Origin of the sequence: Halobacillus salinarum, assembly GCF_022919095.1 — a bacterium.
In the GTDB taxonomy this organism is placed as follows: domain Bacteria; phylum Bacillota; class Bacilli; order Bacillales; family Halobacillaceae; genus Halobacillus_B; species Halobacillus_B salinarum.
This window is the reverse complement of sequence record NZ_CP095073.1, coordinates 1032354-1047009: the sequence shown is the minus strand read 5'-3', so window position 1 is coordinate 1047009 and position 14656 is coordinate 1032354. Positions and strand designations below refer to the sequence as shown.

Genomic DNA, 14656 nt, shown 5'->3' with positions numbered 1-14656 from the left:
AATTATTTGCCTATTCCATTGAGCTTTCTTTCGTCTATGACACCCTGAGAATATTTTCTAAATTCACTCCAAAAATTGTATCTTTTTTCCTCAATTAATTTCGACCTATATTTATTTGCCTCTCTAAAGTTAATTTTGGCTTGCTCTGATAATATATTTTTATTATTAGTGAAAAGTTCTAATAACTTTGATAATTTTTTATGATTTTTAGGTTTATGAAGGTACTCATTTTTTATCAATTCTGGAATTCCAGCGGTAGTCGATGCTATAACTGGACACCCTCTACTCATAGCTTCAATTACAGCTCTTGGAAGACCTTCTTGTCTACTTGGGTGAATATAGATATCAACTTTATCTAACCATTGGAATACATCATTTTTCGGTAATGTACCATCGAAAATGATTCTATCCGATACTCCATGTTTAACAGCCATTTTTCTCCACCTGGCAGGATTTCCATCACCCAAAATGTGCAATTTAAAATTGATTTTGTCTCCTATCTCACTTAAAGCTTTTATTGCTGTATCTATTCCTTTATATCCAGAAGATAGAGAACCAATTAGCCCTAAACTAATTTCATTATTTGTTTTTTTAATTTTTTCAAGTCTTCTATTAAGGATTCTCTCATCAGTGTCAGCTAATTCCACATTTGATGCATTCGTAGAATACCCTCGATTAGGGTATCTGGTTTGTAAAAAATTTTTAGTCACATAGATTGCGAAAGGAGCATTATTAATTGACTTTCGAGTACTAAAATAAGAAATTGGTGCAAAAAGTTTACCTTTCACATTCCCATAATTCCATAGCTCATCCCATGCATCTGCAACAACTTCTACAGCATATGGTTTACCTAAGTCTTTAGCTATAGAAATTGCTAGCCTACCAAACATGCTCGGGACTCTTGCAATAATAACATCTGTTTCATTTATTATTTCCGTAAGCTCCTTTTTGATCTTTTTTCTATCAAATATTAATCCCTTAACACTAGAAATAGATTCTAAAGGAATAAACCTAACTCCTTCCCTATTTGAATTAGATAACTTTTGAATTTCATCATCATTATTCAAATTTCTGGCCCTAGCCACAACTGAAAGTTCATTAAACACATCTAGATACCTTTTCCAACTTTGGGAGGTTAGTTTTCCATAAGAATAAAAATTATCTTTTTCGTCAATTATAAATTTATGGTCATGAACAAAAATCGCTTTCAATCTATCTCCACCTTTATCCATCACTAATATCTTTAATCTTTTTAGCAGGTACTCCTCCTACAATGGTTTGAGACTCTACTTTTGAATTTATTACCGCTCCAGCTGCAACTATAGAGCGAGTTTCTATATTACTACCTGCTAAGATTCTGACTCCACAACCTACCCAAACATCCTCTTCGATAAGGACTTGAGATTTAGTTAAAGCATTGTATTTAATAGGAATATCTGAATTAGACCAACTGTGTTCAAAAGTTAATATTGATGAGTTATGTGCAATAGAAGTATTATCACCTATAGTTAATCCGCCATAACCATCGATATAACAATTGTTATGGATACTTACATTATCCCCTATTTCAATATTCCCCCAATTTTTCACTTCCACAAAAGGACCCACATAAATATTATGGCCACATTTACTAGTTAATCTTTTAATTATGATGTATCTGAATCCTACACCAACTATTCCAGGACACAAATCTAATAATCTCCAAGAATACTCTAGGGATTTCTTAGGGAAAATCAAAGATAAAGAATATAAGATATTCAATAACCACTGATATTTTATAAACTTACTACGTCCTGTGTCTATCATATAATCTCCCCCTTTTAATGTAATAAAACTATCGTAAATCCCATTCATAGTCTTTTGAAATTAATTTAAATAATTGTGTATTAGGAATTGTGTAGTAATCTTTCAATCTATTAAATATTTCACTTGGAATTTCTTCATAATTATTCCCTTTATTAAAAACCTTAAATTCTTTAGGTTCCCAATTGTCAATTTCTAAGAAGTCAGTTACTTGATTAAAGCTTGTAGAGGGAGAATTGTAAAATTCTTCACTATTTAACACACAAATTTGCTCTTCCGGAAAAAATTCAAGCCACCTTTTTAATTGTTCGTAATAAAGTCCGCGAGAAAGGTAAGAATAATGTTGATGAAAGTAACTTGAGCTTTTTCTATTCTTTAGTAGCTTTTTTTCTTCACTTTCTATGATTGATTGTTCATCATTAATTGCCTTTTCAAAGGGCCTATCTTCTCTTCCATTTTTAATATTATGATTATAATGAGAATAAGCCCTTTTTATAGGATCTCTTAATAACACTATAATCTTCATATCGGGTGAACTTTCGTAAACTCTTTGTGGAACTAAAGGGTGATAAAAGTAATAAGGGCTAGCATCGCCAGTTATAACGTTGCCAGATTTATCACATGTTGGAAAATGGGCTTTATACCAAGATTCTCCTTTTGAAAAATTATTGTCAAAATAATGTACTTCTTTTCTATTTGACGACATCACTTGTGGATGCTGGACAAGATAATTGTATAAAGAAGTTGTTCCTCCTTTTTGAACCCCTACAATTAAGAAGTTAGGTAGCATTCTTTGTTTAGAAGTAATTAATCTATATGGGAATTTTAACCTTTTAATAACCTCACTTAAATTCAACATTCATCACCTAAATCCTTAATTAATTTTAATATTTTTATTTCGTCTAATTTGATAATGTATTCTATTATAAAAATATCTGCTTAACTCTTTTATATTTAAAAATATAAGTTCTCTTCTATTAATATCACTATAACTTCCTTCGTATAACCTTGAATAACCCATACACTCAAGTAGATCTGCTGTTAAACATTCAAAAATCTCTATCTCTCTACTATCTAATTTATGTTTCCACGCTTCGGTTCTACTTTTATTGGGTTTTGTACCTACCAAATCATGTTGTTTTGTTGTATATTTAGGTGGCGAAAATCCATTTCCATCAATCATTGATTTCTGAAACACAATCCCTAAAAATTCACAAATCTCTTTTAACGTTTTTTCTGGATCTATCACAAGTTCTTCATATTTCACTCTGAAAATGTCATCTTTATTTACAAACTGTTCAGCTGCCAGACCATAAGATAGCTTTGTTTTCCATAAATTAGCAGCGCTTTTAACAGTATTTGGTCCCCAATCAAGAGGTATGATTGAAGATGCTACACCCCGGCCATCTCTGACTAAATGTATAAACTTGGCCTGTGGATATATTTCTTTAAGTTGTTTGACATATTCTAAATTATTAGGGGTATGATCTATCCACATTTTGAAGTTACTTCTACTAACTTTTTTTGAATATTCATTAATAAAGAACTCTAGAACATCACCATAACTGTTAATGTTTTCAATCGAAATTGTATTAATGTCTAAATTCCACAATCTAAATCTGACATTGTTTTTTATAGAAATAACGAGTTCATTAATATTATTTTTATCAAATTCATTTATCATATCAGTTTTAAATTGTGATTCTGGTATACATAAACAATCTTTATGTGCTCCTAACATAGAGCCAAGCAGTGTAGTTCCACTTCTACCACAACCACCTATGAAAATCGGGAGATTTGTATTTTTCATAAAAAGGATCCTCTCAAACATTATTTAACTTTACTTAAATTTAGTCTTTTGGTTTGCTTATTAAAAACTGATAGAAACTGTATGGCAGTGTCTTTATATAATGAAAACATTCCTAATGGATTTAAAATTAATATAAATAGATACCAAATTAGAGTTACAATTAATGAGAAGACTAAAGTTAATATAGAAGAAAAATGTTCTCTAAATAAATCTGTCATAATATTAATCTCTACGTACACTAAGGTTGAAAGTACTACTGAAGGTAAGTGAGCAAGTAAAAATGACCTCCACTTATATTTCACTATTTTTATACAAAGGTGTGCCATCATAAAATAATTAATTTTAAGTGCGATTAAAACACCAATGCTTACACCCAGGATACCCCAGTGACTACCTATATAAGCACCGAAAATAATACAGGTTGCATAAATAATCTGTCTCCATGCCCTTTTGTATACTGCTCCTTTAGCCTTTGCTAATGAGTCACTTATTTTATAACTTGATCTAAAGAGCATCCCCATTGAAAGTACAATGAAGGGCCCTTCTAACGAGACCCATTTTTCTCCAAATAAAACCAATATGATTTCTTTGGCTAGTACAATAAATACTACTGTTAATGGTAAAACTAGAATTGAAATCACAGAAATACCTTTTTCATATATCCCTTTCAATCTGTCATTATCAGATTGTAGCTTTGACATTGACGGGAATAAAACTTTATTTAGTACTTGGCCAAATAAATTTGCAGGCATTACCATCAATTGATACGCTCTTCCGTATAAACCAAGTGCCCCCGCTCCTAGGAATCTACCAACTATTAGATTATCTCCTTGCAACGCTATTTGATTACTCAACTTTGCTAATGATAGACCACCACCAAAATACAACAACTCTTTTAATGCAGAAATATTTATTTTTATTTTTTTTGAATGTGGCTGTTTAATGATTGAAATAAGGCTTTTAAAAGTTATTTGTAATACACTTGCCAAAACTAACGACCAATAGCCATACGAAAATGCTGCTAACAATAAGCCCGAAAAACCATATACTAAAAATGAGGCCATTTGTATTTTAGCAATTAATTTAAACTCCAATTTCCTCTGTAGCAAAGATTCGGCAACCGTAGAAACCCCTTGTATTACGAAAGTTACAGACAAAATTTCTAACACATTTCCTAATTTCGGGGTATCAAAAAAAGTTGCTATTGAATTTGAAAAGAAAAATATTCCCACTGCAAGAATAGTATTAATTACAATTGATATAGTAAAAGCAGTATTAATGTGGGCATCATTCAAAACTTTTCTTTGTATTAGTGCCTGACCAACCCCAACCATAGAAACTATAGTTGAAAATGATATAACAATTGTAGCCATACCAGCAATCCCAAATTCTGAGGGAGTTAAAAGTCTTGCTAAAAATATATTCACAAGAAACTGAAGAAATATTTGGACACTTGACCCAGAGAACATCCAGACTAATCCACTAACAGTTTTTTTATTTCCTGAATTTTGCTTGATGTTTTCTTCTTTTTTTATTTTCATAAGACTTACTCCTCAAGAACCCTACTGTATTTGTAGAACCCTCTTCTTCTCTCTAATATTATTTTAACTAAATACAGAACTACTAAAGGTAGAATTATTTGCTTAAAAACACCGGATAATAAGTTTGCAAAATCTGCCCTAGTCACGTAAATAAACATAGGCATTGATAAAATATATATATTCAACCAAATTATGTTAAGGGTGCTGTTTAAATAAAGAACTCTAACTATGAAAGAAATAATTAGAAACCAAATTATGACACCTATCACACCTAAATTAACATATCCCTCTCCTACAATTGTAAATCCCTGTCCATGTACACTATCGAGATAAAAGGTTTCATTAAACCACTGAGTGGTAGATTCACCCATGTAAAAAAATACTCTTTTAAAGTCCCAGATTAAACTACGGCCTAACAAAAAATTGTCCCAATTAAAATTACTAATAACAAGGTTTAAATTATCCCCAGCAGAATTAAACTCTGATCTTAAGAAATCAATAATAAAACTACTACTTGAAAAACCTCTAGTCTCACCCGTTAAACCGAAATTTTTAAAATTCTGCAATATAGGAATGATTGATACTCCCAAAAAACCCATTATTACGATTTTATATTTAGATATGCTTTGAACCAAGAAGTAAAGTAAAGATATACACCAAATGAATTTTAATAATATATCTCTTTCCCCACTGATTAGAAAAGTAACCAATGTCCATGCCACAGTAATTATCGTAAGCATCTTAGGAATTTTATTATTTTTAATTAACTCATAAGAATATAATAAACCAAAGCTCATGTAAGCTAATGAAGCAAAAGAATTTAGATTATTAGACGCTACGCCTTGAGTAATATCTACTTTTACTTTTGCACCACTCCCGATAATAGAAATTAAATAAAAAGAAATCATTATTAATGAAATTGTGTACACTATTTTTGTAATTGGGATAAGGTTATGTGCTTTTCTTATTTTTTCATTATATTTATTGAGATTATATTTTCTTTTTTTAGGAGTAATAACAATAATAAATACACTCATCGCTACCCACTGCATTATCAATGCTGAATTCATTATTTCTTCATTATATATAGACCAACCTAAAATAACCAAAAGTGGCTGTGATATTGAATAAAGCAAAAAGAATGGGAGATACCATGTATATGGGTGCATTATATCAAATTTAATTACAATAATTGAAGAAAATACTAAAAAGATTAAACTACATATATCTATAATTACGGAAGAAGTAAATAATATAAAAACTCCAGTTATGACTATTAATAGAATTAATACAATAAAGTTATAAAAATAGGTTCTTTCAAATTGATAGTCTCCCATCTAAAACACCTTCACTTTGAATATCTTCATAAATAAGTCCTTTCGTAATTTCACTAATTTAAAATATTATTAACTTAGTATTATTTTTCTACTGAATATAAACTAACTGAATTATTATTAGCAATATTAACAACCATTTCTTTTACAAATTCTGTATTTAGGTTTTCAAATTCTTGGAGTAACGGATTAATACTCTTTTCCTCAAAAAACAATTGTTTACCAATGAAAATTTTTGGGAATATAGGTTCACTGTGAACTTCACCTTCTTTTAATAGTTCTTCAAACATCTTTTCACCAGGACGAACACCACTAAACCTAATTGAAATATCATCATCTGTAAATCCAGATAAATGAATCAAATTACGGGCTAAGTCAACAATTTTAACAGGTTCCCCCATATCAAGAACAAAGATTTCCCCACCATGTGCTAATGCTCCGGCTTGGAGTACTAGCCTAGATGCTTCTGGAATTGTCATAAAGTAACGTGTCATTTCAGGATGCGTGACTGTAACTGGTCCACCGTTTGCGATTTGTTTTTTGAATAAAGGAATTACACTCCCTCGACTACCAAGTACATTTCCAAACCGTACAGCAACAAACTTTGTTTTACTTTCTTTGTTCAATGACTGAATTACCATTTCAGCAATTCGTTTGGTCGATCCCATAACATTAGGGGGATTGACAGCCTTATCAGTCGATACTAAAACGAACGTTTTAACTCCAGAATCGTTAGCAGCCTCCGAAACATTCTTTGTACCTATGATGTTATTCTTTACAGCTTCCTTAGGGTTCGCTTCCATTAAAGGCACATGTTTATGTGCTGCAGCATGGTACACATATGTTGGTTGAAAATCGTTCATTATTTGGAACATGCGACCACGGTCTTGTACATCAGCTATGACTGGAATAAGTTCCGTCTTTATGTTTAGTTGTAATAATTCCATATGAATAGTATAAATGCTGTTTTCTCCATGACCTACTAATACGAGACGGTCCGGAGAGAAATTGACCAGCTGGCGGCATATTTCAGAACCAATTGATCCACCAGCTCCTGTTACAAGAACCGTATTACCTTGAATTTCACTTGAGATTGAATTAATATCAAGTTCTACTGGCTCACGCCCTAAAAGATCTTCAATGGATACGTCCCGAATGTGTTTTACGGAAACATTTCCTAACGCAATGTCTTCAATCATTGGTAAGGTTTGAACGTTTTTAGTTACTTTTTGAGCTTCTAAAATGACTTCTTTTGCTCGGGCTTTTTCAATCGAAGGCATTGCAATCACTATATGGTTTACGTTATGTAGGTCTACGATGTGTTTTAAGTTCTTAATGTTTCCTAAAACGGGAAGTCCACTTATCGTTAAATGATGCATAGTAAAATCATCGTCAATGAAACCAACCAAGTCAGTATTAGTTTCATATTGATTTTTCATTTGACGGGCTAACATTTGTCCAGCAGATCCAGCTCCAATAATTAGGGTTCTTTTGGTGTCTGGGTTATCTTTAACTAATTTAGCTTTCTTACCTTTCGGATTAAAGGTGAACCCGTAAGTTTTATAATATTTCCATGTAAAACGGACACCACCAATTAGTACGATATGAAGCATCCATGCTATAATTAAGGCTCGTTCATAAATACTTCCAAACCCTACAAGTTGAATTAAGGCTGCAGATGCTATAGACATCGTAACTACAGTAATGATACCGATTAATTCTTCCATACTTGCATAACGCCATTTTCTGCGGTACATCCCCGAAACACTAGAAAAAACATGGTGAGTAAGTAAAAGCGTTATGGATGAAGCAATTATCATGCCATTGAAATCAGTTACATATGGATTTAAGAAGTAATGAGACATATAAATGGAAAAGGAAACGATTATTGAGTCAATCAACATTAACAATAACAATCTTCTTCTGAAAGCAGTTGTCATATTCTCCACCAGCTCCTTTACAGTTGTTTCTTTGTGTTATTACACTTTAATTTGCTTTTTTGATATCATAAAGCTTACTCTCATGTGCATGGTACTTAATTTAACGGATTGTTTTGTTATATGTTTTTGATAACTTTACTTTCTCTGCCATTATCCAAACACCCCTAAAAACTTTTTCTTTTTTATTTCTAAAGGAGATTCAGAGACTACCACCTCACCGTTAACTAGATAACCCGCATTTTCCGCAAATAAATAAACCATGGACGACCCATAGTTTTCCTCTAGTTCCGCGAATGCATCCTTCATACAAAAGCCTCTCGTTGTTGTGTTATGAGCATCCGATGCAATCAGGTGGGTCAGGTTCGCTTCAATTAATTGATGGGTAAACCTCTTAATCTTTTTACCAAATTTACCGACTAGACTGGCAGCAGTAATTTGCGTAAGCGATCCTTTTTCGACCATTTCAAATAGAATGTTTGGATGTTGGATTATAGTTGAATTTCGCTCGGGGTGAACGATGACTGGTTTGTATCCGGCGACCTGGATATCGAATAGGAGTCTTTTAGAGTATCTCGGCACATGATCAGAGGGAAATTCGACAAAAACATAACCGCTGTCTTCATTAATAGGAAGGATTTTGTTATGCTCTAGTCCTTCGATCATATCCCCTTGAATACGTGTTTCCTGACCTGGCAGGACGGTGAGCGGGATGTTGTGGTTCTCTAGCTGCTGATTAAATTCTTTCACTCTGGTAAGGATATCAGTTTTATAGTTATCATATTTCCCATTACGGTGATGAGGCGTTGCGATAATTGTATGTATGCCGTCTTCCACAGCAGCTCTAGCCATGTCGAGGCTGTCTTCGGTTGTTTGCGCACCGTCATCCACGCCAGGGAGGATGTGACTGTGTATATCAATCAAAAGTCCTGCTCCTTTCTATTTAACAAGGAAACTTTTATTTGGTTACTTTCGTACATTAACGCGAACGTAATTTCAATAGTTCTTAGTATAACAGGTTTATTATGTCAATTGAAGAGTCTTTATTGGTTTTTTTTGCTAAATTTACACGAAATTAATAGAAAGTGTTGGTTTATGGGGGTTTCATCCGCATTATTTTTATGGAAAATGCTGTAGTTCTTTTGTCAGGAGATAATGAATTTTCATAAAATTAATAATAGTTTACATTTACTGTCATTTACATTGTTAATACTTGTGTATATCTATTGTTATGAATTCATATATATTACCTGGTTCGTAAGGGTTAAACTTTTGTAAAATTATTCTTTATTATGATAAAAAATCCTGCTGGAGTTCAGCAGGATGGGCAGTTCATTTATTCTGATGTATTCGCCACTTGTTGAACTCTAGAAACTCCCGGAACTGTTCCTTCGATACGCCTGAATTCATCGCTTGCTGGACAAGCTCAAGCCAGTCATCATCAAGGGCACCTTCGATCTCCACATTATCCCCGTGAAGCAGATAATTCATGGATACATCAAGCTCTTTTGCGATTTTCTCCAGGAACTGAATCGAAGGATTCGATTGGATATTACGCTCAATGGAGCTCAAATAGGATTTAGCTACCCCCGCTCTTTCAGCGAGCTCTGATAGCGACATATGTCGGTCTTTGCGGATCTTTTGAATGCGGTCACCGATCATAGTAACACCTACTTTCTTATGATATGAGTATAGCATATTTATATCAATCGTTCTATTTAAAGCACGAAAATCCGAACTGAGACCTAGCTGTCTTGCTTTGTTCAATGCATGAATAATCATTAATTACCTTTTATTAGAAATAAATTAGTTCAAAAGTATGGCTCTTGTTTTTTGGGGCAGCTACGGTTTTTGGAAGTGCGATCTCTATGTACTCAGATAGATAGTTCTAACTCCTTTCTTTCTATTGATCGTCTTCGTCTTAGAGGTGTGAAATTGGAGTACAGCTTCCCCTACGCTTTAGTATCGGCGTGTAGATGAGAAACTAAAGAAGGTCGTTTATTTTTCGACATTTTTCCTATACTTCAAAATATTATCTGAAGTAGAGGAAAAAGTAAATAGGACAATTGAGATTCCTTCTCATATTAATAGGCGTTAGGAAGTGTGAGTTGCGGCTGGTTTAGCTATACTAGAAGAAAAGAGAATAAAGCAGGTGAGTTTTTGATGAATGATTTAGTGGAACGGTTTGAGATCGTCTTTAACCAGATCCACCAGCGGCTAAAGGAATTCAATGGCTTCCCGAAGAATGATAACTTTGTTGAGCTCTTGCAGCGATCGAAGCTTAAGAACAGCGTCATTCGTGTTCATTTCGACGAATTGAAGCAGTATGCGAAGCTTAGAAATGCTATTGTGCACGAGCGGATCCGTGATGATTATTATATAGCCACTCCTCATGAAGAAGTCGTGGAAAAGATGGAACTGATCCAGCGTACGCTTGAACAGCCTCCGGAAGCGATTGCGTTTTCAACGAAACCGGTGCTCTTTTATAAGGAAGAAACGGAACTCACGAAAATTGTCGAAGCGTTTTGCAAGTACGGGATTTCCCAGTTTCCCATCTATGATGATTCACACACGTTTATGGGACTGCTGACGAATGAAGGGATTGTCCGCTGGCTGTCGGAGGCAATGGACGATGGTCATGCGACGGTCAGTGGAGTCACAGCCCGTGACGTGCTGCATGCGGAAAAGGATTTAGTTGTGGAGTTTTTAGCAGCGAGGAGCACCGTGTTTGCGTTAGAGGAAATGTTTGAAACAAGTCTTGAGGCAGAAAGGAAGCTGAAAGCTGTGATTTTAACGGAGACCGGGGATCCGAATGAAAAGCCGCTTGGGATTGTGACGACGTGGGACTTGATAAAAGTGGATCGCCGGCCGGTGGATGAGTGAAACAAAGTCTTGAATATACCTTCATTTCAGGCTTAGCGACAGCATTTTACACCTTACGACAGCTCACAATTTAAAAACTGGAAGAATTTTATAAAAAAACGGAAAAATCGCCGATTGGATATTGAACTAGGACTATGGTAGGTATATGATTAAGATAACTTATTTTGGCAAAGGAGAACGAGTATGGTGAAGGAAAGAAGGAACGAACCATTCCGCTATTCGTTTGATGCCCCCCTCCATGGTTACTACAACAAAAAGTTTAGCCGACATGTGTCAGGTCCTTTGCAAATCGTTGATATGAGCTTAAACGGTCTCCGCTTCTCGAGCGAGGCTCACCCGGGGTTATTCTTGGAAGACGAAGTGTTCGTGTCCTTTATCCTCGATTCAGAGACGTTCACAGCGGAAGGCCGCGTGATTTGGAAGCAGGAGGAGAACGGCCGGATGACGTGCGGCATGTATGTAAGCTGTTCTCCTGAACGTCTGCGTGAGCGGCTGCGGGGTCTCTATAAGGAAAGTAAACGGAAGGGTTCAGCCGAGGTGGTTGGATAAGGAAAAGCTTGAGCGATTGGTGCTCAAGCTTTTTTAGTGGGGTAAACATCCATGAATTATTTGTAAGACTTTCTAAGGGAATTATGAACTAACACACTAAACTCTAAAGCTTATAAAACCAATAACTATCCAAATTATCCGCCAGTCCTGTACAATAGAGTGAACTATTTCCAGGAGTGACCTAATGAAGTATTCTGTTGATTATTCTATTTCAGTCTTGTTCATTTTCGCTTTAACCATTTTTCCTAACCACAGTTATGTAGTAGCACAGCCAAATTTTCTACCATTTGCAGAGATATGGGAATTACTAACACAAAAACCCTTCGGTGATTTTTTGTACAACTTTTTTGGCAATATCATTCTATTTGTCCCTTTTGGATTTTTCTATCCTCTACGTTTTCCAAAGAGGAACCGAATGGCTCAGGTAGTGACTGCCGGGCTGCTATTATCAGTTACAGTAGAGTGCATTCAAACCATGCAGCCTGCAAGAATGACTGATATTGATGATGTGATATTGAATACAGCGGGAACGTGGGCTGGTTACAAGTTATCCTACTTTTACTCTACAATAATTAAAGGAAGGAACTGAAGAACTATTCCTTCCTTTTTATAATGCTGAATAGATTAAAGCAATTAGTGCTCAAGCTTTTTTGTGAAAGTTACTACTGACGACGTCTGTTACCCGTTCTTGCTTTTCCACACCTTACACATCTTTCAGTATAGTAATCAAATTTGTGATAACCTTTCACCCAACAAATCATCCTTTTTAATATCATTAGTAACACCACTCCGGAGTAATTAGAATTTCTTCAGATTAAAGAGAAGGTTATAGAGCAACTATAATCGCTTTCTTTAGTTAGAAGCTAACTACTTTACCTTTCCATTTCTTTTTTCTGCTGAAACAACCAATTTAAGGTAACTAATTTGTTATTTGGCTCATGTTTTCCATGAGCCTTTTTTATTTTGTATATGATTAATCAATCTTTATTTACTTCAACTTGAACATTACTTCTAGTAGGTTCATTAAATTTTACCCCTTGCGAAACTTGCGGTCTACCACTTCCACTTTTCAACAACTTTCTCCCCCTCCTATGCTACACTCCATTCACAAGGAGGGAGATTATATGAACTTTGAGCGCTTTCTCGACCTGACTCTCGGTCCACGCTACGTGCTTCATGTCATCGAATGCAGCGTCTGCAGCTTCGATGAAGTCTATTATTCTCATCCTGTTACCCACAAGACGATCGGCAGAGCCTGTTCCAACTGCCAATTTCTACAAGTCTTTGAGCCTAGTAATCCTGCTAAATTCCACGTGCCCCAGGCGTTTTCAATTCATAAACAAAACTCTGAGACCTGGGACGTAGTTTGATTCTCCCTTGAGAAAATCGAATATACCCGTTACACTATCGAAAAGTCTGGATCCACGCTGATCTAGGCTTTTTTCATTGGATTGCTATAGGAGTGGCTGCGATGGATTCGACAAAACGACAGGATTGGCTCGATATTGCCAAAGGGATCCTGATCATCTGTGTCATGATGGGACATTACGGTACGGTGGATGATCCGCCTGCTATTGATCAATATTTATACTGGTTTCATATGCCTGCTTTTTTTATTATCAGCGGGTACTTGCTGAAGAAGCCGGAGAATTGGGAGTCGTTTCTTCAATTTACGAAAAAACGTGCCTACCGCCTGCTCGTTCCCTATTTTTCCTTTTTGTTTGTGATTACAGGCGTGCGGTATATCATAGAAGCAGGGGAACACTCGCTTTTCTTTATGGCGAAGGATCTAGCGAAACTGCTGTACGGCGGCCAGTTGTTAAGTGGGCTGTATGCCCCGTTCTGGTTCATTACGTGCTTATTTTTTGCCCAGGTGTTTTTTGCGTTTTTAGTGATGAAAGTGAAAAAAGACCGCTACGTGATCGGTCTGCTGGCGATTTTTTACATCTTCTCTTTTGCAGAATCGGCGTGGTTTGGAAAGTCAGGTGTACCGATGCCGTTCAATGTCGATGTGAGCCTGATTGCGATGGCTTACGTCGGATTTGGCTACTACGGCCGCTCCTTCATTAATAAACTGCAGGCGAAGCACAGCATCGTTCTCGGCCTGATTTGCCTGGCGATGGTGCTGGATAACATTCACGGCAGGTTTAATTATGAGCTTGATTTAAAATACAACATCTATCATACGTTTGGCGCCGATTTAATCGTTCCGATCGTGTTTTCGCTGTTTGTCCTCACGCTAAGCAAAGCCATCAGCAAGCTCGATGACCACGGCATTCTCGTCACGCTCGGATCCGCTTCGCTGACGATAATGTACTTGCACGTGCCGCTCAATATAATCGCATATCACTACGTCCATTACGGCCTGCTGACGTTTGTCGTCATCGGTCTCGCCGCTTCCCTCCTCGTATCCAAAGGGCTGCTTAAGCCGTTTACGGTGACGGAGCGTGTGTTTATGGGCGTAAGAAAATAAGCACCTCTGGGCTTTTGCCGTTAGAGGTGCTCTTCATTATACGTAGAGGATTTATATTCCTTAATTTTGTAGGCTTCATAGGAAATCGCACTGAGAACCCAAATATTGACGACAAGAGTGAACAGCAGGAGAACCAGATGACTGGACTCCGGCCACCTAAAATAATCCCACACGGCTCCGAACAAGAAAGCTCCAATGATATTGATGACTCGGTTTGTCATTTCATTCTTAAAGATATTCTTATACATAGAACTCTCCTTTTCGTAAGGGGATACACTAATTTTAACATTCATTTCCATGATGAAAAGAGAACCTTCCACTGCTCA

At 35.7% G+C, this 14656-nt stretch carries 15 protein-coding genes; 5 read left to right on the top strand and 10 right to left on the bottom strand.

From position 1 onward, the window contains the following. Positions 1 to 2 precede the first annotated feature (2 nt). From MUN89_RS05465 to MUN89_RS05425, 9 genes are all read right to left on the bottom strand, one after another. The gene (locus tag MUN89_RS05465) at positions 3 to 1232 is read right to left on the bottom strand and encodes a glycosyltransferase (protein WP_244713585.1); all 1230 of its coding nucleotides are present in this window, start codon (positions 1230 to 1232) and stop codon (positions 3 to 5) included. After that, positions 1225 to 1806 (bottom strand): acyltransferase, encoded by a 582-nt coding sequence (locus MUN89_RS05460; protein ID WP_244712087.1) that lies wholly within the window; start codon positions 1804 to 1806, stop codon positions 1225 to 1227. Before MUN89_RS05460 ends, MUN89_RS05465 begins: the two co-directional genes overlap by 8 nt. Before the next feature lie 28 nt (positions 1807 to 1834). Then, positions 1835 to 2662: a sulfotransferase domain-containing protein gene (locus tag MUN89_RS05455; RefSeq protein WP_244712085.1), complete on the bottom strand. Its 828-nt coding sequence runs from the start codon at positions 2660 to 2662 to the stop codon at positions 1835 to 1837. 15 nt (positions 2663 to 2677) lie between these two features. Further along, positions 2678 to 3613 (bottom strand): sulfotransferase family protein, encoded by a 936-nt coding sequence (locus MUN89_RS05450; protein WP_244712083.1) that lies wholly within the window; start codon positions 3611 to 3613, stop codon positions 2678 to 2680. 20 nt (positions 3614 to 3633) lie between these two features. Then, on the bottom strand, positions 3634 to 5154 hold the full coding sequence (locus MUN89_RS05445) for a lipopolysaccharide biosynthesis protein (RefSeq protein ID WP_244712081.1): 1521 nt from the start codon (positions 5152 to 5154) through the stop codon (positions 3634 to 3636). A 5-nt stretch (positions 5155 to 5159) separates the two neighbouring features. After that, positions 5160 to 6491, bottom strand: coding sequence for an O-antigen polymerase (locus MUN89_RS05440; protein WP_244712080.1), 1332 nt, complete (start codon positions 6489 to 6491; stop codon positions 5160 to 5162). A gap of 80 nt (positions 6492 to 6571) precedes the next feature. Beyond that, positions 6572 to 8428, bottom strand: a complete 1857-nt coding sequence (locus tag MUN89_RS05435) for a polysaccharide biosynthesis protein (RefSeq protein WP_244712078.1) — start codon at positions 8426 to 8428, stop codon at positions 6572 to 6574. 150 nt (positions 8429 to 8578) lie between these two features. Next, a complete protein-coding gene (locus tag MUN89_RS05430; protein WP_244712076.1) occupies positions 8579 to 9349 on the bottom strand; it encodes a tyrosine-protein phosphatase in 771 nt (256 codons plus the stop codon). Between the two features lie 408 nt (positions 9350 to 9757). Next, positions 9758 to 10087: a helix-turn-helix domain-containing protein gene (locus MUN89_RS05425; RefSeq protein WP_244712074.1), complete on the bottom strand. Its 330-nt coding sequence runs from the start codon at positions 10085 to 10087 to the stop codon at positions 9758 to 9760. A 501-nt stretch (positions 10088 to 10588) separates the two neighbouring features. On the opposite strand from MUN89_RS05425, the gene MUN89_RS05420 reads away from it, so the two are divergent. From MUN89_RS05420 to MUN89_RS05400, 5 genes are all read left to right on the top strand, one after another. Further along, positions 10589 to 11308, top strand: coding sequence for a CBS domain-containing protein (locus MUN89_RS05420; RefSeq protein WP_244712073.1), 720 nt, complete (start codon positions 10589 to 10591; stop codon positions 11306 to 11308). A gap of 183 nt (positions 11309 to 11491) precedes the next feature. Continuing rightward, positions 11492 to 11857 carry a PilZ domain-containing protein gene (locus MUN89_RS05415; RefSeq protein WP_244712071.1) on the top strand — a complete coding sequence of 122 codons (366 nt, stop codon included), beginning with the start codon at positions 11492 to 11494 and terminating at the stop codon, positions 11855 to 11857. Positions 11858 to 12041: 184 nt separating this feature from the next. Then, the gene (locus MUN89_RS05410; protein ID WP_244712069.1) at positions 12042 to 12446 is read left to right on the top strand and encodes a VanZ family protein; all 405 of its coding nucleotides are present in this window, start codon (positions 12042 to 12044) and stop codon (positions 12444 to 12446) included. A 535-nt stretch (positions 12447 to 12981) separates the two neighbouring features. Further along, positions 12982 to 13227 (top strand): acyltransferase, encoded by a 246-nt coding sequence (locus MUN89_RS05405; protein WP_244712067.1) that lies wholly within the window; start codon positions 12982 to 12984, stop codon positions 13225 to 13227. A gap of 101 nt (positions 13228 to 13328) precedes the next feature. After that, positions 13329 to 14330 (top strand): acyltransferase family protein, encoded by a 1002-nt coding sequence (locus MUN89_RS05400; RefSeq protein WP_244712065.1) that lies wholly within the window; start codon positions 13329 to 13331, stop codon positions 14328 to 14330. A gap of 20 nt (positions 14331 to 14350) precedes the next feature. Here the strand turns inward: MUN89_RS05400 and MUN89_RS05395 are convergent, their stop codons facing one another. Beyond that, positions 14351 to 14578: a hypothetical protein gene (locus tag MUN89_RS05395; protein WP_244712063.1), complete on the bottom strand. Its 228-nt coding sequence runs from the start codon at positions 14576 to 14578 to the stop codon at positions 14351 to 14353. Between the last annotated feature and the right edge of the window lie 78 nt (positions 14579 to 14656).